This is a genomic window from Leptolyngbya sp. GB1-A1 (genome assembly GCF_039962475.1).
GTDB lineage: Bacteria > Cyanobacteriota > Cyanobacteriia > Elainellales > Elainellaceae > Leptolyngbya_A.
Genome location: NZ_JAMPLI010000008.1, coordinates 50,390 through 68,688, shown reverse-complemented (window position 1 = coordinate 68,688; position 18,299 = coordinate 50,390). Strand labels below are relative to the sequence as shown.

Sequence of the window (18,299 nt, the reverse complement as noted above, 5' to 3'; positions counted from 1 at the left end):
TTCTAAATAAGCCCATCGTTGCAGATTAACGAACGCACCCATGCCATACGTTGTCGTTCAAAACTTTTTCAGCAGTGACACCGTCATTAATGGTGGTTCCCAGAGTGCTCGTAATTTGCTCGTGGGCTTACATCATTTGGGTTGTCCACTGCACATTTTAAGCTGGAACACTGGGACATCAGGGACAACAGCGATTAAATGGGTAAACTGTGAATTCGGCAAAATTGCAGCAGTATCGCTGCCACCCCTACAAGCTTGGCATGACCCAGTTGTTGTGTCCCAAATCCGTACCATTCTGCATCAACTTCCTGAACAGGACGGCATCTTCCATCTGCTTGAACCCAAAGAATACCTGGGGAGTTGGCTATCAGCCTTGGAAAAAACCAGCTATCAGGTAATAGCCACTGCTCTGGATTATGCTTGGATCTGCGCTACGTCTCACCTGCTCACCCGTCAATCTGCCCAATGTGCTGGTCCTAAAAACGCCAGTTCTTGTCTCCAGTGCTTCTACGACCATCGCCATCTATTGAAAGCACTGGCTCTTAAACTGATGTTAGCCTCTACATCCTTGCCTGCTGCTGTGACAAAATCACTGCCTAATCAACTTACACAGCTAGCTCACCCTGCCCAAGAGAAGCGAATAATGACTGAGACTCGTCTTGCAGCACTAGAGCAAGATTTTCAGCGGGTAGATGCTTTGATTGCACCCTCAAAAGTATTAGGGCAGTTTTTCATTGAGAATGGTCTTGCTAAGCATAAAGTTCACCATATCCCCTATGGTACTCAAGCTGGGACAAAATTAACCCTTGACGATCGCCCTCCCCTATCAGAAAAAATTGTCTTCGGCTTCGTAGGTAAACTAACGTTTGATAAAGGACTGGATTTGCTGATTGAAGCATTAAAACAGTTAAGACAGCAAGAACCCAACCCCTTTCGCCTTATAGTCTATGCCAGTCCCCATCCCTCTGGCTTTGGGCAAATCATGCAGCAGCAGATTGCTAGCTTAGACTGGATTACTTTGAGCCAATTTGATGGGCGAGATCCTAGCTCGATCGACGCAGCTCATCGAAGCATTCATTTCCAAATTGCTCCTAGTCGTTGGACGGATAATTTACCGAATGCCGTTTTAGAAGGAGTCGAGCGACAAACGCCAATTATTGCCCCTGATTACGGCAGCTTTCCTGAAATGATTCAGCACGGTGTCAATGGTTGGCTCTATTCAAATAACACCGTTGCCACATTAAAAGAAACCCTATCTAACCTGATTAGAACACCTAAATCTTACGCCAAGCTCTCGTTCGATGCTGCTACTATCCGCCGTCCCATTGATGAGGCAACTGACGTGTTTCAGCTTTATAGAACATTAAACCAGATACACAAAAAGCCGTAATGAATATTCTTCTATTTGGTACGATCGCGGGTCAGGGCGGAATTCAAAGCCACTTGCGCTGGCTAGCTAAGGCGATAGTTGATGGTGGTCATCAAGTTCTGATTATCACCCCGCAACCACCCGATAAAGCTGGGCTGACCTGGGAAGAAGCCAGTCACAATGGAATTGGGATCTATGTCACTCGACAAAAGATAGCTGCTGCAAATTCGGTACAGCGCAATGCTCAACAAATACTATCCCTGATCAGAGCCGTTAAACAATTTGATCCTGATGTATATCTGGGAGCTGGTACAAGTTGGCGGTTCAGCCTGTTGCCATTAGTGCTGCCCCAAAAGACACACTGTATCTTCCACGAAGTCATGGCGGGTACTGCCGGAAGCTGGCGTGATCCCCGTTGGTCAGTTTGTCGGCTATTTGATGAAGTCGTGGCACAAGCAACCCCAGTTGGCCAGAACTTTGCCCGCAATTTTAGATGGCAAAAGGCAATTCCCACTCTACCCGCAATTCCAGAGCCCTTGGAATTCACGGCAGTCCTCCCTCAGCCCGTACGAAAGAGGGTTGATCTGGGCACAGCAAAAGCTGCTTTGTTTAGTCGTCTTATTCCCTGGAAAAAGGCATTTTGGTTAGTTCAACAATGGGACCACCTCCAGAATGTTCTAGGAGAACTGCATATTCACGGAACGGGACCAGAAGAAGAGCTAATTCAGACCTACATTGCAGAACGAGGAATTGGCGATCGTGTCAAATGTTTTGGACGCTACCCCGAAGGACAGGCATATGTTGATCTGCTGAGTAGCTATGACTTAACTCTGCTTCCAACTGTTGGACCAGAAGGGGCACCGTTGGTTCTACTAGAATCTATGGCATGTGGCGTTCCGTTCGTTGCCTACGGGACGGGTGGTATTCCTGATTATGGTGTGGGCAATCCGAATGTAATTGTAGTGCCGCCAGAACCCTGGGAGACAGATCAGGCAATCGAATACACAATTCCTAAAGACGGGTCTCAGGAAACGAGAGCATTTGTCACTGCTGTCAATCAAATGGCACAAAAACTGGCAATGGGTAAAATAAATCAGGAGGAATTGCAGCAGTTTTATTTAGAGCGATATTCCTATAGTGTTTTGAAGAATGCTTGGTTAAATTATTTGCAGCAGCTTGTCTAAGTATCAAGCGCCTGATTTCATGCTGACCTCAAACCGGATTCTCGTTGTTCTCGAATACCAACTTCTGCAAGAGGAGCAGGAACTGCATTGAGGTTGGGAGGAGCCTTTACCCTATGACACTTGCCGAAGCCAATACATCGAACGGAAACAGCAGGAATAGGAACAGGCTGCTGTAATTCTTTGTGGTTCTAAGTTTGTCCGAAAGGGTATTCACAAATGCGATCATCCTGCATCTCGATATGTTGTAGTGCCGTATGGAGTTGATGCACGGTTTCAAATTCCTATCAAGGTTCCCCGCACAGGATCACTACAGATTTCTACAAGACTTAACTAAGCTTGCTATTTATCCTTAAAATTCACTTCTGCTCTATGAATTCAAGTCGCTTCATTAGTGTTCAAGTTGGAGCACGACGTAATTATGTAGTACCCGCTATCCTTGCAGAAGCTGGGCTGTTAGAGGCTTTCTATACTGATCTTTGCGGAAGTGCTGGATTGGGAGGACTGCTGCAAAAGTTCTGTCCTAAAACTCTGAGGAAGCCAGCAATTCAGCGGCTGATTAGTCGTCAAGTTCCAGTGCAGCTTGAAGGCAAGGTTTGTACTTTCGATAGGGCAGCATTGCGTTTTTTGGCTCGATCGTATCTCGCTAGATCCAACGATTTCAAGTCGTATCAAGCTCTCAGACAGTTTGATCTTGAGTTTAGCCAAGCCATGTCTCAGGCAGGATTGGGAAAGGCTACCCATGTATACTCTATGTTTGGTGAAGGTCTTGCTTTTCTCAAATTTGCAAAGGACAGAGGGCTAAAAATTATTTCTGAGGTATACATTGCTCCTCAAACCCATCAGATTGTGCAGCAGCAGAGAGAACAGTTTCCGGATTTGGAGCCGATGATACCCTCCGAGATCATCGAGCGGGATTACGAATGGCTGGAGGAGCTTTGCCAACTTGCCGATCGCTTCATTGTGCCTTCGGAATTTGTCCGTGAGGGCATGATGCAATTTGGTGTTTCTTCTGAACGTTGTGCGCTAGTTCCCTATGCAGTTGGAGATTCCTGGTTCACTCTACAAAATCAACCAATTGAAAAACGCATCTTATTTGTTGGTACTGCCGATCTTCGAAAAGGCATTCATATATTAGGGATAGCAGCACAGAAACTTCGTCATTTAGGATATGAGTTTCGAGTAGCGGGCGGCGTTTCAGATATAGTCCGTCAACATCCCCTGACGCAACATCTGACTTTTTTAGGGCGGGTGCCTCGCACCGAAATTCAAAATGAATATGCGCAAGCAGACATTTTTGTTTTGCCAAGCCAAGCAGAAGGCTCTGCTGAAGTTATCTATGAAGCTCTTGCAGCTAGAGTACCTATAATTACCACAAAGGCTGCGGGTTCAGTTGTCCGTAACGGAATTGAGGGTTTTATTGTACCAGAGCAGGACCCAGAAACTCTTGCAAGCCGAATTCAAGAGTTGGTTGAAGATCGAGAACTGCGTGAAAGAATGGCGATTGCTGCAAGAAAACGGGCTTATGAGCATACATGGAATAGGTACTCTGAGGAACTATTGAAAGCAACATTAAATTAGCTCCAATTCAAGAAATGGAAAAATTTAATTTTGCCTTCAAGAACCGTCTCAAAGTTGCCCGTAGTTTTTTCTAAACTAAATTATTCCTTATGAAAATCTTGTGAGAAAAAACAATTATTGATAGCTATTTTAAGAGATTTCATTTGCGGTTTTTTATCTTAAACAATAACAGGAATTATATGAGCCGCATAGGTATCGGAATTCCAGTTAGGAATGGTGAAAAGTACATTCGTGAAGCAATAGAAAGCGCATTAAATCAAACTGAGATTGCAGACGAAATTCTTTTAGTTATTAACAATTCTACAGATGCAAGTTATGATATAGCTCGCAGCTTTTTGCCACTTATTAGAATCGTTGAGGACAACTCAATTGATAGTATAGGTGCGGCTTGGAATGCCGTTTTTTTTCATGGTACCTGCGATTATATTATCGTACTTCATCAAGATGATCTTCTCTATCCTGAAGCCGTCAGAACCTTTAAAGGAATGATCTGTAGTAATGATGTCCTTGAAATTGCTTTTGGCAGAACAAACTTGATCTCTAAGTCTGGGGCTGTTGTTCGTGTTAACTATATAGAAGAAAATCTACCTATGGAGGGTGAGGATTACCTCTATCGTACGATGAAAGGCTTCTTGCCTGGTTGCTCAGGAATGCTCGGAAAGAAAGAATTTATATTACAGAATCCTTTCAGGGAAGACTTAAACATAATTTTAGATGTTGAATTTTTTATAAGAGTAGGGTGGTTAACCAAAGCAAAGATTAATTCTGAAATTATATCAGCTTATAGAATTCACTCTGAATCCACTTTTCAATCTGATGTGTATCGTAAAAGAGAAGAAGATTTAGTGAGATGGTGGGAGCTATTGGAATCTGGAGCGATCGAAGTACCATCAAAACTTCTACTAGATTATCGAGCCTGTTTATTCAAATTTATTATCACTGCTTTCCTACATGATTTATGGAGTGGAAGACGGGACTATGTATATAGCTGGCTGCCCTTTATTAACGCATCAATTGATAAATACCCATACCTCAAATCTTCCTCATTTACTACTAGAAGTTATCTACTTTATTCAATGGTAAATTCCAATAATTTTGGATATGGTATTGCTTCCAGTATTGCTCAAGTAAGAGAAAAATTGCGTCTCGCGCTTCTGAAATTGAAGAAGCACAATATTAAATCATAAAAGCAATTGTGCTAAACAGTACTTAGAGAATGTTTGAAAAGTCTTAAAGATTCTGCATTGTCCCTTAAATTCCCTAAGTTTGGGGAACTTCAGAACCCTTGTTCGGCTCGGTTCCCCTCAGAATTGGGGAACTAGGGGGCTGTTCCAAGGCAATAGTGACCTTTAAAACAGCCTCTTAGAAATCGAATTCAGGAACTAGTGGAAGATCGAGAACTGCGTAGAAGGATGGCGACTGCTGCAAGGAAGAGAGCTTTGAGTTATCGTTGGGACAATTACGCCAAAACTTACTAAGAAGCCCTCTAGGTAAAGATAGATCATGAAAGTTCCAAAACTATCGACAATAGCACGTAGCATTCAGAGCGGTCAGATCAAGTATCTACTTCCACACTACTATTATCGGTGGAGGAGGGGAATTGACATTGAATCTACTCCTTACGTGCAGGTAGTTGAGCCAGGAACACCGGGTTCAACTGAGGTTCATATGCTGACTGGCGCGAAGCATTATGTGGATTTACTTTATGCAATAAAATCATTCATATTACATTACCCTGCTCCGGTCTCTCTTTTCATTCATGCAGATGGCACAGTTACAGAAAAAATTATTGGCAGAATTCAAAAACACCTCCCTGGCGCAATAGTTTTATCTAGGCAAGAACGCGATGAAATTGTTGAACCAAAATTAAAACAGAGCAATCTTTACCATTGCTTGAATCTTAGAAAGCTTAACGTGTACGCCACAAAATTAATCGACGTATTTTATATAGCTCATGCTGAAAGAATGATTCTTCTAGACACAGACTGTTTGTCTTTCCGTTCTTTAGACTATTTGCATGAACTAGCTATCTCGTCTGAGGCAACAGATGTATTTGGAAAAGATCCTGCAAGCTACGCCTACTCCCTTTCTAGCGAGGCAATTAGGAATAATTTGGGTGTAGATATAGTTCCACACCTTAACACGGGTCTTGTCCTAATCTCACGTGAGACACTGAACTTAAATCTTGTAGAGAAATGGTTGTCACTGCCAGTATTTCCTTCAAAGGATTTCTTTGCTGAACAAACAATTATAGCAGCACTTGCAAGTCGTAGAGAGGTTGAGGTTTTTCCCAAAGAATATAATATGGGTCGATCACTTGACGAAAAGCAGGCTGCATTGATTCACTATTGCGGACACTATCTCAGCGAAATTAGAATAGCTATGAGAAGTGTAGGGCAATCAATGGTTCTTAAACAGTTGAAGAGCGTAGCATAAGGCCGCCTTTGTGTAATAGCTAATAGATAAGAAGTCGAGGCAGTATACTTTGTCCAAGCTTAAACTCGTTGTTCTCGATGCCAATTATTATTGGACAGAACAGCTCTTCTCTACCTGCCATAGTTTTGCGGATGTCTTGCTACTGCGTCCAATAGACTTTCGAGCATTTTATAGCAAATATGGTCATTGCAGGAGCGATCGCCATCCTCAACTCCTTACAGAGGGGATCTGGGAACAGCGAATTTGTTGCCCTCCCGGTTGGCTGTTCCAATATTGGTTTCTCACACGGCGATTTCTCGCTCATTTAATTCGTCAATTTCAAGGCGACCAATCCCTCATTTTTGTTTTTAATTATCCCTATTACCATACACTGACCCGTTGCCTCAACGCTTACTCCATCTACTACAACATCGACGACTACCGGGAATACTGGAAAGGACGAGAACAACAAACCCCGCTCGTTGAGCAACAGGCAATCGCCCATGCAAACCTTACCCTTTGCGTTGCAGAATACCGGGCACAATTCCTTAAAACACTCTGCCCTGCACAAGCTGATCGCATTGCCTACTTACCACACGGCTGTACTCCAGACTTTATGGTAGAGCAGCCACTTCATATCCCTCGACCACTACCTCAACCCCTTTCAACCTATACTCGCCCTATTGCAGGGTATATCGGAGCATTGAGCGATCGCTTTGATTTTACCTATCTTGCCCAAGTTGCTGAACAACTTCCTGATGTCACATTTCTATTAGGAGGACAACGTCCCAAAAGCACCGATGGGTCAGCAGACTGGTGGCAAGGAGTGGAGCGAGTACAACGATTGCAAAACGTGCATTTCATTGGCTTTGTGCCCCACGAGCGTTTGGGTGAATACTTACAATCCTTTGATGTGTTGCTGATCCCCTACTCATTGTGTAATTTTAATCTCAACGCTTGCCCTACCAAGCTATGGGACTATATGGGCACTTCTCTTCCTATTGTCGCTAACAGTGTCGTGCCTGAAGTTAGGCAATGGGAGCACGTTATACACATCGCTGAAGATCCAGGGGAATTTGTGCAGAAGCTTGGTAGGGCACTGGCAAATCCAGCCTGGAAAGCACAGGAACGCCTAGATATCGCTCAAGCACATACCTGGACACAGCAGGGTAAAAAACTCAAGCAACTACTAGTGGAGCACGAATGCCCCATACCTTAGCCTCACTAAAGGTTCTTCATATCTGCCAGCGTGATGATTTGGCAACCGGAGGAGCCGCCCGGGTTGCTGTGGAGTACGTAAAACGCTTGCCTAACTGTGGCATCGATGCTCATTGTTTGTTTCTGTATGGTACTCCCGGTGTTTTTGCCAGGGAACTGAGTGAGCGCGCTCACTTTCTTGGCCTTTCGAGCTCACGCGAAGTTCACAAGTTTGGACGCTTGCTGTCCTTTATCCACCAGTTTCAACCTGATATCTTGCATCATCATGATGGCCTATTCTGGTCACATCTGCTGACTGCCACATTTCGAGGACTTCCAAAAGTAACTCATGCCCACCTTGGAGCATCAGGCAATTCACTGCTTTTTTCTCGGGGTGGTCTGGCAGGTTGGATACAACAACAATCGACTGATTTACTTGTTTGCATTACAGAAGACACACGCAAAAACCAGATTAAGCAAGGTGGCTATAAACCTGAGAAGACCCATGTTCTGTATAACGGTGTGGATGGCGATCGCTTCTATCCTGCTACGCCAAAGGAGCGGCTGTACGCTCGTCAACAGTTTGGGCTACCTAGTGATGCCTTTGTTATTGGTTTTGTCGGACGGCTACATTGCGCCATGAAGGGCACTGATGATTTTCTAAAAATTATTAGTCTTCTACCCTCTGGCTTCTGGGGACTAGTTGTAGGTGATGGTCCAGATGCACAATTTTTGAAGCAGCTAGCGGGTTCCTTAGGAATTGAACACCGCACGATTTTTACAGGAGTTCTTGAGCAAACTACATCTGCCTACCATGCAATGGATGTTTTCTGCTTGACCTCTCATCAAGAGCCTTTTGGGCTGGTAGTGGCTGAAGCAATGGCCTGTCAGGTTCCTGTCGCTGGGTTTGCCTGCGAAGGCGGTGTAAATGAGATCCTTAATCCGGATACGGGGAAAGTACTGGTGAAAAGAGATTTGGAAGTCATGGCAAGGATGCTTGACGAAGCAGTTCACTCCCCGGAGCACCAGCAGCTTCAGCTTAGTAAAGCTTTAGCATTACTAGAACGCAATCATCAATGGATGTCTAACACTGAAAAACTCGCCAAGCTTTATCAAAGTCTCAACGTCCCCAGCTTTAGCCTATGAGCCCTAAACTCTACCTGGATTTTCTTAATTTAATCTGTGCAGGATTGCTGGGCTGGGGGTTAATTCGACCAGAACGGGTGTATCAGTTTCCCTTTTTTATGGGAGCAATCTTTGTTTCATTTATCCTGCCTCAGGCGATCTCACTGGTTGATAACCCTGGTCTTCCAGACGAAGTAGCCTTGAATCGGGTTTTATTAATGTGCTGTCTCTGTACAGCAATGAGCTGGATCGGCTACCAGGCTCAACCTAATCAAAGACTCCTGACAAAGCTCAATATTCCACTAGACAAGCAGAAGCTCTTCAAGGCAGGAATTTTCCTGCTAGTGATGGCCTATTTCTTCAATTTTCTTCTATCTCGCACTGATATTCAAAGAACTGACAGTGGAACCTGGCAGGGGCCTAGTACAATCTATATTTTTTTTGCAAGCGTTATCTATATTGCTTTTTCAATTTTTCTCCTATATGCTCTCAACCAACCAACCTTAAAGCATTGGGCCCTCACAGCAGTTGCTGCCTATCCAATCCTTCAATTCATCATTGATGCTGGCCGTCGTCAACCCACAATTACATTTCTCATTATTATTGGTTTCTCTTTCTGGTTCGTTCTGCGCCTGATTCCTCCTCGTTGGGTCTTTGTTTTGATCACCATCGGGGGACTATATTTGATTCCTCTAATCGGTGAGCTGCGTGGGAGTTTCTGGGAACTTGTGTTTAGCGGAGACTGGCAAACAATTTCCGACTCAGCAAGAGAGAGCTTTAATAGCTTGCTAGAAGGAGAGATTTTGGAACTAAGAAATGCTGCTTTTTTAATGGACGCAGCAGTTAAAACTGGCCAGCACGGATATGGAACTGGCTTCTGGAATGCTCTCGTATTTCAGTATGTTCCAGGACAAATCGTTGGGTATGGGCTAAAGGCAAGTTTGCAGATTCAACTGACAAATTACGACCTTACCAAGCTGTACGGATACATTCCTCATTCTGGGTCAACTGTAACAGGTATTGGGGATACATTTGTTGAATTTGATTATTTTGGCTGTTTCATCTTTGCGATTATTGCCTACTACTTCAAAAATCTCTGGGTTTCCGCCATTAGTCAGAGAAGCGTTGTTAGTGCTCTCCTTTACGTTGGGCTCGTCAGTCCTGCCATGATTGGTGTAACTCATGGAATCGGGAGGTTTTGTCAGGAGCTGGTCTTTCAGCTTTTCTTTGTCGGTGCAGTCGCTTATTACGCCAGAGTTCGGGAACCTGAAGTGGCTATCTCTCCCTATGAAGGAGCCGAGCTGTAATGCTTAAAGTTGCTTTGCTCTTCTGCAATTACGGTCCTTACCACCTGGCACGGATTGAAGGGTTCTTTCATGCCACCCGAGCGCAGCAGTGGCAGGTCTGTGGCATTGAGCTTGCTCGCAGTGAAACTGAGTACCCCTGGCAAGCAGATACCTCCAACTTCCCCTTCCCTATTCATACTGTGCTACCGAAGCACCGAGTTGAAGAGGTACCCTTTACATCACTGGTGCAGTCACTCTATCAATTGCTCCAGCAGGTTAACCCCAATGTCATTGTTATTGCAGGATATGCACGTCCGGCCATGTTAGCAGCACTTTCATGGGGCCGTTGGCACAAGAAACCCACGATCCTTTTTTCTGAAACTACCGAAGCCGACTTCACCCGTTCGCCCTGGAAAGAACAGCTTAAAGGCTGGCTCATCGGTCAGTACCGAGCTGCTCTAGTTGGGGGACAGCCTCAGAAGCGGTATCTGATGAAGCTAGGCATGCAGGAAGAAGCGATCGCTCTTGGCTATAACGTCGTCGGCAACGCCGATTTTCATCCAGACCGCATTCGCTCATTGTCTCGCCCTCTAAAAAGCCCCTACTTTCTGACGATTAATCGCTTCGTCCAGAAGAAGAATTTGCCTTTCGTGATCGATGCCTATGCAGCCTATCGGTCAATTGCAGGGGAAGAAGCATGGGATTTGGTCTTATGTGGTGATGGAGAACTACGCTTATCCCTTGAAGAGCAGATTCAGAGATTAGCGCTAGAAAAGCATGTTCACCTGCCAGGCTTTCTACAGCAAGATGAGCTGCTTCCCTACTTTGCTCATGCAGGTTGCTTTATCCATGCCAGTACCCATGAACAGTGGGGACTCGTTGTGAATGAGGCAATGGCTGCAGGTTTACCCGTTTTAGTTTCTAATCAATGTGGTTGTTTTGAAGATCTTATTATCGAAGGGGTTAATGGCTTTGGCTTCAATCCTACTAACCTTCAGCAGCTTACGAATCTCATGATTAAGGTTAGCTCTAGTGCTGTCAATTTGGAGGAGATGGGCCAATCCGCACTGAGACATATTCAACAGTTTTCCCCCAACTACTTTGCTGAAGGTTTAATTCATGCCATCGAGTATGCTGTAGGACGTTACCAAACTGTATGAAGATTCTACTTGTTATACCTGCTGTCGGGTCTATCTATGGGGGTCCAACTAAAATTGTACTTGAATTAGCTCAAGCACTGGGTAGCAATGGTGTAAGTGTCGATATTGTAACTACTAATGCGAATGGTTCTACCAACCTGGATGTTCCACTTCATACTTGGGTTGCTGAAGGACTATACCGAATTCAATATTTTCCGCATTGGGGTTGGGGCGACTACAAAATTAGTTTATCGCTAGCCTCTTGGTTGTTTCGGCACATAGGTGATTATGATTTGGCGCATACGAATGCGCTCTTTTCATACCCAATTTTGTTAACTCATTGGGCTTGTCAATTTCGTAGAGTGCCTTACATTGCTACTCCTCATGGAATGTTAGAGTCATGGGCACTTTCTTATAAAGCTCGGAAAAAGCATCTTTATTATTCTCTATTTGAGAAAGCTGCTTTACAAAAAGCTGAAAGTGTTCAAATTACTGGTTCGCCAGAAGCTCTTAGTATTAAATCGCTTGGTATCAGTACTCCTATTTTCTTTGCACCCAATGGTATCGACCGCCAGGAGTTTGAAACATTACCGGATCCAGAGATCTTTTATCGGGAGTTTCCAGATACTCGCTATAAAACGCTTATTCTGTTTTTAGGGCGTATCGATCCCAAGAAAGGACTTGATTTGTTGTCTGCTGCATTTGCTCAAATTCATAAGCAATTTCCCGAAACGCATCTGATTTTGGCAGGTCCAGACAATACGGGGTACTTGTCTACCGCTCGAAGCTATTTTGCAGAAGTGGGGTGTCTAGAAGCTGTGACATTTACAGGGATGCTTACAGGTTCTCTCAAACTAGCTGCACTTGCCGCTGTTAACCTCTACGTTGCCCCCTCCTACTCGGAAGGATTTAGTATGTCAGTTCTGGAAGGTATGGCATCAGGTTTACCATGCGTTATCACAACAGGTTGCAACTTTCCTGAAGCTGCTCAGGCTCAAGCTGCACAGGTAGTTAAAATCGATGCACATGCAATTGCTAGTGCCTTAATCCACTGTCTTCAAAACCCTGAAGAGGCGAAAGCAATGGGCGATCGCGCTCGTCAATTTATCTTTGAAAATTACACCTGGGATAGCATCGCCGCCAATTTAATTCAGGTTTATCAAACGATTATCAACTCATCCTCTCAAGCCATCAAGTCAGCTCACTAAGAAGTAGTAATTGCATACTACGAATTCAATGAAAATAAGTTTAGATAATTGTTTCCAATATTCATTGCTCAATCAGACTACACCGCTAATTCTGACCTATAATGAAGCACCTAACCTCGAGCGCACGCTTCGGCAACTCACTTGGGCAAAACAAATTATTATCATTGACAGCTTCAGCACTGATTCTACGTTAGAAATTGCTGCATCCTATCCACAAGTTAAATTATTCAAACGCAAGTTTGATAGTCATGCTACGCAATGGAATTATGGCTTAGCACAAGTTCAATCCGAATGGGTGCTTTCGCTCGATGCAGATTACGTCCTTTCTGAGGAGCTCATTGCTGAACTTGCTGCTCTATCAGAAGATTCACCAATCAACGGATATTTTATCCAGTTTAAATACTGTGTGTTTGGTAAGCCCCTCCGAGGAACAATTCTTCCTCCGCGGCAGACACTTTTTCGTAAAGATCGATCGATTTATTTAGATGATGGACACACTCAGCTTGTGCAAGTTGAAGGAAAATCTAGCACACTCGTTCATTCGATCTATCATGACGATCGTAAGCCCCTTAGCCGCTGGCTTTGGGCGCAAGATCGCTACATGGTGATTGAAGTTAAAAAGCTGTTAGACACGCCGGAAGATAAATTAAGCTGGGGCGATCGCATTCGTAAACAAAAAGTGCTGGCTCCATTCATCATCCTGTTTTATTGCCTGATCCTGAAAGGTGGAATTTTAGATGGCTGGCATGGCTGGTATTATGCGTTTCAAAGGCTGCTAGCTGAAGTGTTGCTATCGATTCGGCTAATTGAAGCAGCACAGCAAAAAGGCGCAGGGTTCAAAACTGAATCGGTTGTTCAAGAAGCTCCTGAATGCACCCAGGCTGAGCTAAATAGGTAAGGACTTACATTAATGCCCTATGGTTGTACGCTAGACAAGAGTGGATAAGTAGGATCAAAGTGATGTCGTGATCGTGTGCTTACCATGCACTGTCCCTTCTATAATCACGCTGGCGTTGCATAATAGGAGTATGAATTAGGGTTGATTGCCATGCAGTGTCCAGAGTGCGGCTCGGCTCATATCCGCAAGAACGGCATCAAAAAGGGTAAGCAAAATCACATCTGCGTCAACTGTCAGCGTCAATTTATCAACCGCTACGAACCTCACAAGGGCTACAGTGACGAGGTGAAACGAGAATGCCTCAAACTGTATGTACGTCAATGGCATGGGATTCCGTGCGATTGAGCGAGTCAGGGGCGTGCATCACACCATGATAATGACTTGGGTCAAACAAGTCGGAGAATTGCTGCCTGATGCCTACCATCCAGACGCACCCGCGGAGGTCGCTGAACTCGATGAATTAGAAACCTTTGTGGGTTCAAAAAAACAGGACCTGGCTGTAGACGGTCGTTGACCACTTTCGAGCTGGAATTTTAGGGTGGGCTTTGGGTGATCATCGTGCTGAAACCTTCCGACCGCTTTGGGCAATCTTCCAGCAATGGCAATGTTATTTCTACGTCACAGATGGATGGAAGGTGTACCCCCAGTTTATTGATGCAGGCGACCAGATTGTGAGCAAGGCGAACAGGACCCGAGTCGAAGGTGAAAACACAAGATTGAGACATTATCTAGCGCAATTGCATCGCAAAACGTTGTGCTACTCCAAGTCAGAGAAGATGCTGGCACACTCAATTTGGTTGTTACAGCACTATCTTAAGTTTCATGATGTTCCGGTGCCCCATTGAGCCACACGCTGATTAAGCAACGCCCGATTGCCTAATTATTAGGCACCAAGACCTGAGGCAATTCTAGTGTTGGGAGGACATCCTGGACAGGAGGCGCTAGCAGCTCAGCTAGTAAGACACTATCCTGAATTAAATATTTGGGTCTCAAGCGGTGACCCCTCTAAAAATGTTAAAGCGATTTTTGCAGAAGCAGGTGTTTCTCCCGATCGCAGGTGCGGGCACAGTATGAAATTCCGGCAGATGTTCCCATTATCTTATTTTTATCAAGGCTGCATTATAAAAAACGCCCGGATTTGCTGCTGAAAACGCTGTATGAATTGAAGGGTCAAGGTTACCCATTTCATCTGTTGATTGCAGGTGCAGGGGATTCAGATTATCTTAACCAGCTCCAGCAGTTAACAGCTGCACTGTGTCTAACAACATGTGTTTCTTTTACAGGGTTGGTGATTGGCGAAGAGAAAGATCGGTTACTCCAGGGTTCTGATCTTTTTGTGTTGCCTTCCTATTCAGAAAATTTCGGCATTGCAGTTGCAGAAGCATTAATTTGTGGATTGCCAGTGATTATCATACCCGGTGTTCAAATTGCTTCAGACATTGCGGCGGCTCAGGCAGAACTGGTGGTCGAAGGCGCGGTAGAACCGCTGGGAGTGGCAATCGCCCAACTCCTGTCAAATCTAAATTTACGACAAGCGCTAGGTGAACGAGGACGACAATTTGCACAGTCCCAGTATTCCTGGCGCACGATCGCCCAAAACCTGATTCCGTCCTATGAGACGATCGCAAAGCAAAAGAAACTGCCTTGTATTGTTGTCTAGGCAAGGAATTTTTGTGATCGATCAATTGGCACTATGAGTGGTAGTAGGCTACATTGTGTTAAACCCTTTTAAGACTACAAGGTAGAAGAACAAAATCTTCTCCCAATTCTAAACCGTTTCCAGAGTCTCGTCGCGTTCAGCTCACTGTTCATGCCAAGTGAGCATGGGGTTGGGCAAACCATATCGAGGCTTTAATTGCTTGAGCAAGGCTAGAGGGTGAGAGTTATCTGTAATATTTCTGCCCCACTCAGCTCAAACCTAAAGCTTGATTTCAACCTATGTACACCAGTCAATTCAACGATATGCCTCTCTCAGAAATCATTAACTCGATTAAAGAGCAAGGCTATTTCTTCTGTGAAACTGCAATAACAGAGCAACACGTTGATCAACTGTTGAGCGAAGTGGATTTCAACACCATTCTTGTTAATAACAATGATCCAGGTGTCGTTATTTCAGGAACTCAAAGATTTTTGACCCATTGCTTAGCAAAATCGAAAAAGGCTTACGACCTGATTACTTCACGTAGGGTTCTTGATATTTGCAATACCTATTTTACGGAACGGTATCAGCTAACCAATCACAGATTCTGCCAGATGCGCAGAACGCTTCATATGCCCTGGCATACTGATAATAACTTGCAGCATGGTAGCCAACTCGTTGGGAAGCACCCGATGCCAGGGCTGCTGTTTCTGTTCTATCTCTCAGAGGGGAATCCTAGCCCGTTTCAATATATCAAGGATTCACATACTTGGTCCCATAAGTATGACCACGAGATTTACCTGAGCGATCGATGGGTAGAAACTCATCACCAAAATGAGGTTCTAAATTTCAATGTGTCAAAAGGAAGCCTCATTATTTGTGATATTCACGGAATCCATCGAGCAGCTCCGTTCTCTGATCCCCGCCACGTCAGAAATACTCTGCTCTTTCAGGTCGATCAAGTTGGTAGTCATTACATTGGGCACGGTGAGCAGAACCTAGTAAACACTGAGTTTATTGATAATTTTAGTCCGGAAATTTTTGACTATTTGGGGTTTGGCGTTAGGCGAGATTATCCTGCCTCTCCAAACAGTTCTGCTGCAACGATGACCATGCATGATTTGCTGAATTTGCAAAGACAGCTCTTGCCGCTAACACTGAAAGCCGTTGTCAAGAACTTGGTCACAACCTTACTACCTGCAGAGTTAATAGTTGATTTAAAGCGGACAATCTGGACGATGAAATCTAAACATTAAAAAGCAAATTCAGCTACCTCTTCTTGCGCCAATCATCACACCACGTATGCAGATTGATATAAATGAGTTGCATCCTCTCATATTCTGTATTACCAACTTTTGCTAATCGGTGTTGCCACTCGATCGCAATTTGAGGAGAATGAGTAACAGGGTGGCTCTACAGAGAGCATCGGCTTTTAACAGGTGCCTTCAGGGGCAGAAGCGGGTGAAACATTTTCGGAGTCGATTCAGGCGATATGGAGCTGGGATATTGGCAGGCGCAGTGCTGCTGGCACTCACGGTTATCCCGGTTCGTTTAGCGATCGCAATGCATCAAGCTCCACGTCCTCAGGCGATTTTTACGCTGGGCGGAGATCCGAGTCGAGAAGCGGCAGCGGCTGAGCTTGCTCGCCATTACCCATCGCTAGATGTTTGGGTTTCGACGGGGGAAACTCGCCAGAAATCACAAGCCATTTTTCGAGCAGCAAATATCCCGGACGATCGCCTGCATCTTGATTATCGAGCGGTGGATACCGTCACCAATTTCACAATGCTGGTCTCGGACTTTAAGCAGCGTCAAATTCAGCACGTCTATGTGGTGACATCAGATTTTCATATGCCGAGGGCAAAGGCGATCGCGACGATTGTGCTAGGCAGTCGAGGGATTACGTTTACTCCGGTTGTGGTTCCGTCTGATCGACCTGCCGAGTCATCAGCTCGTGTGCTTCGAGATGTTGGGCGATCGATTTTGTGGATGATGACGGGAAGGACAGGAACAACACTACATGAGATTCAAGACAGAATTCAGGACAGAGAAATCCGGAACTGAGGGAAATTAGCTTTAAAGTCGCGAGAATTTGGCGGTGACCCTCGTTTTCTAAAAAATTCTGATGAATCTGCCGTTCAGTACATTTACGGTAAAGATTGTTCTATATAATTTAAGAGTAACTTGCGATAGCTGCTGAGAGTTCAGGATGATTCGGTATAGCCTGAATTCTAAAGGGATTTAACAGACAGGCTGCTCTACCGCTACGTTGGGTGCGATCGCCACACATAACCTGTCTTTGTGGTTCCAGATTTTCTACCAATTAACGACATTTATCCGTTGAGTTTTTAGCTTGGCGATCGTCATTCTGGTTGCCCAGACAGGATTGCAGTGTTTGTTCCCTGTAATCAATCCAAGGAAATCATGAAAAAACAATTTCTAACTGGTGCCTTTGTTATGGGTACTTTAACGGTTGGGTCATTGGGGCAAATGAGCCTTGCTGAAGCAGCCTCAATCTCTTTTTCTGTGAACCCTTTTACAAACGATTCTGATCCTGCAAACGTTAACTTCACGCTTACGGATGTTGCACAGGGAGTTCAGTTCAACGCAAATACTAACAACGGCGATATTACAGGCATTTTCTTCGATATCGCTAACAACAGCTACCTTGGAGAACTGCAAGTTACGAATAATAATTTCCCTCTCACAGCTTTTAATCAGAGTGGAAATGTTTCGGATCTTGGGCAGGGCGTCAATCTTAATGGGGGTGGAACGTTTAGTCCCTATGAGATTGGTGTAAAAGTTGGTAATTCTGGAGGAAATCCTGGGGACTTTTTCCAATCAGTTCAGTTTACTCTATCTACTGTCCCAAACTCAGGGCTCTCTCCTTTGACGATTAATCAATTTCTTGGGCAGAACTTTGGACTACGCTTACAAAGTACATCTCCCAGTGGGAGTGGCAGAGGAGAAGGTAGTAGCAAACTACAGGGTACTGCTGTTCCCACCCCTGCTCTCCTCCCTGGTTTAATTGGCATGGGTATTGCTACTCTACGCAAGAAAAAGCGGGAAGAGAAATTAGAACCAGCAGGGCAGGGCGTAGAGGCGTAGCAGAGTTTTGCATCGGTGATCAAACACCTGTAGAAACACAGTAATGATGCTTCAGCGTCGCTCACTCATTATTTAGCTGCCTGTAACAGTGAGTTTATAGGCAAGCATTGAGGGTTCTACTATCCCTGGCTAAACCCATCCCTACCCTTGAAA

Annotated in this window: 15 protein-coding genes and 1 pseudogene; all 16 read left to right on the top strand. The window is 44.7% G+C overall.

The annotated features are described in order from the left end of the window. The first annotated feature begins 40 nt into the window (after positions 1-40). A complete protein-coding gene (locus NDI45_RS10895) occupies positions 41-1,390 on the top strand; it encodes a glycosyltransferase (RefSeq protein ID WP_348247320.1) in 1,350 nt (449 codons plus the stop codon). Then, positions 1,390-2,553: a glycosyltransferase gene (locus NDI45_RS10890; protein ID WP_348247319.1), complete on the top strand. Its 1,164-nt coding sequence runs from the start codon at positions 1,390-1,392 to the stop codon at positions 2,551-2,553. Before NDI45_RS10895 ends, NDI45_RS10890 begins: the two co-directional genes overlap by 1 nt. Before the next feature lie 369 nt (positions 2,554-2,922). Then, a complete protein-coding gene (locus NDI45_RS10885; RefSeq protein ID WP_348247318.1) occupies positions 2,923-4,131 on the top strand; it encodes a glycosyltransferase family 4 protein in 1,209 nt (402 codons plus the stop codon). A 179-nt stretch (positions 4,132-4,310) separates the two neighbouring features. Beyond that, positions 4,311-5,318, top strand: a complete 1,008-nt coding sequence (locus tag NDI45_RS10880) for a glycosyltransferase family 2 protein (protein ID WP_348247317.1) — start codon at positions 4,311-4,313, stop codon at positions 5,316-5,318. Positions 5,319-5,634: 316 nt separating this feature from the next. Further along, on the top strand, positions 5,635-6,567 hold the full coding sequence (locus NDI45_RS10875) for a hypothetical protein (RefSeq protein WP_348247316.1): 933 nt from the start codon (positions 5,635-5,637) through the stop codon (positions 6,565-6,567). A 49-nt stretch (positions 6,568-6,616) separates the two neighbouring features. After that, entirely contained in the window at positions 6,617-7,765 is a 1,149-nt protein-coding gene (locus NDI45_RS10870; protein WP_348247315.1) for a glycosyltransferase, read from the top strand. Next, entirely contained in the window at positions 7,750-8,889 is a 1,140-nt protein-coding gene (locus tag NDI45_RS10865; protein ID WP_348247314.1) for a glycosyltransferase, read from the top strand. Before NDI45_RS10870 ends, NDI45_RS10865 begins: the two co-directional genes overlap by 16 nt. Then, on the top strand, positions 8,886-10,175 hold the full coding sequence (locus tag NDI45_RS10860; RefSeq protein WP_348247313.1) for a hypothetical protein: 1,290 nt from the start codon (positions 8,886-8,888) through the stop codon (positions 10,173-10,175). The genes NDI45_RS10865 and NDI45_RS10860 overlap by 4 nt, the downstream gene beginning before the upstream one ends. Further along, positions 10,175-11,314 (top strand): glycosyltransferase family 4 protein, encoded by a 1,140-nt coding sequence (locus tag NDI45_RS10855; protein WP_348247312.1) that lies wholly within the window; start codon positions 10,175-10,177, stop codon positions 11,312-11,314. Before NDI45_RS10860 ends, NDI45_RS10855 begins: the two co-directional genes overlap by 1 nt. Beyond that, the gene (locus tag NDI45_RS10850) at positions 11,311-12,501 is read left to right on the top strand and encodes a glycosyltransferase (RefSeq protein ID WP_348247311.1); all 1,191 of its coding nucleotides are present in this window, start codon (positions 11,311-11,313) and stop codon (positions 12,499-12,501) included. The genes NDI45_RS10855 and NDI45_RS10850 overlap by 4 nt, the downstream gene beginning before the upstream one ends. 64 nt (positions 12,502-12,565) lie before the next feature. Continuing rightward, a complete protein-coding gene (locus tag NDI45_RS10845; RefSeq protein ID WP_348247407.1) occupies positions 12,566-13,399 on the top strand; it encodes a glycosyltransferase family 2 protein in 834 nt (277 codons plus the stop codon). Positions 13,400-13,549: 150 nt separating this feature from the next. Next, positions 13,550-14,244 (top strand): annotated as a pseudogene (locus tag NDI45_RS10840) (IS1 family transposase). Between the two features lie 212 nt (positions 14,245-14,456). Further along, the gene (locus tag NDI45_RS10835) at positions 14,457-15,059 is read left to right on the top strand and encodes a glycosyltransferase (RefSeq protein WP_348247310.1); all 603 of its coding nucleotides are present in this window, start codon (positions 14,457-14,459) and stop codon (positions 15,057-15,059) included. 278 nt (positions 15,060-15,337) lie between these two features. Next, complete coding sequence (locus tag NDI45_RS10830) at positions 15,338-16,294, top strand: phytanoyl-CoA dioxygenase (protein WP_348247309.1); 957 nt, start codon at positions 15,338-15,340, stop codon at positions 16,292-16,294. A 205-nt stretch (positions 16,295-16,499) separates the two neighbouring features. Next, positions 16,500-17,102: an ElyC/SanA/YdcF family protein gene (locus NDI45_RS10825; RefSeq protein ID WP_348247308.1), complete on the top strand. Its 603-nt coding sequence runs from the start codon at positions 16,500-16,502 to the stop codon at positions 17,100-17,102. A gap of 360 nt (positions 17,103-17,462) precedes the next feature. Next, positions 17,463-18,146, top strand: coding sequence for a PTPA-CTERM sorting domain-containing protein (locus tag NDI45_RS10820; RefSeq protein WP_348247307.1), 684 nt, complete (start codon positions 17,463-17,465; stop codon positions 18,144-18,146). Positions 18,147-18,299: the final 153 nt, after the last annotated feature.

Coding starts and splice junctions, on each gene's coding strand:
- NDI45_RS10850 (WP_348247311.1), top strand. CDS start 11,311: ATGAAGATTCTACTTGTTATACCTGCTGTCGGGTCTATCTATGGGGGT.
- NDI45_RS10820 (WP_348247307.1), top strand. CDS start 17,463: ATGAAAAAACAATTTCTAACTGGTGCCTTTGTTATGGGTACTTTAACG.
- NDI45_RS10865 (WP_348247314.1), top strand. CDS start 7,750: ATGCCCCATACCTTAGCCTCACTAAAGGTTCTTCATATCTGCCAGCGT.
- NDI45_RS10830 (WP_348247309.1), top strand. CDS start 15,338: ATGTACACCAGTCAATTCAACGATATGCCTCTCTCAGAAATCATTAAC.
- NDI45_RS10890 (WP_348247319.1), top strand. CDS start 1,390: ATGAATATTCTTCTATTTGGTACGATCGCGGGTCAGGGCGGAATTCAA.
- NDI45_RS10875 (WP_348247316.1), top strand. CDS start 5,635: ATGAAAGTTCCAAAACTATCGACAATAGCACGTAGCATTCAGAGCGGT.
- NDI45_RS10860 (WP_348247313.1), top strand. CDS start 8,886: ATGAGCCCTAAACTCTACCTGGATTTTCTTAATTTAATCTGTGCAGGA.
- NDI45_RS10895 (WP_348247320.1), top strand. CDS start 41: ATGCCATACGTTGTCGTTCAAAACTTTTTCAGCAGTGACACCGTCATT.
- NDI45_RS10880 (WP_348247317.1), top strand. CDS start 4,311: ATGAGCCGCATAGGTATCGGAATTCCAGTTAGGAATGGTGAAAAGTAC.
- NDI45_RS10855 (WP_348247312.1), top strand. CDS start 10,175: ATGCTTAAAGTTGCTTTGCTCTTCTGCAATTACGGTCCTTACCACCTG.
- NDI45_RS10885 (WP_348247318.1), top strand. CDS start 2,923: ATGAATTCAAGTCGCTTCATTAGTGTTCAAGTTGGAGCACGACGTAAT.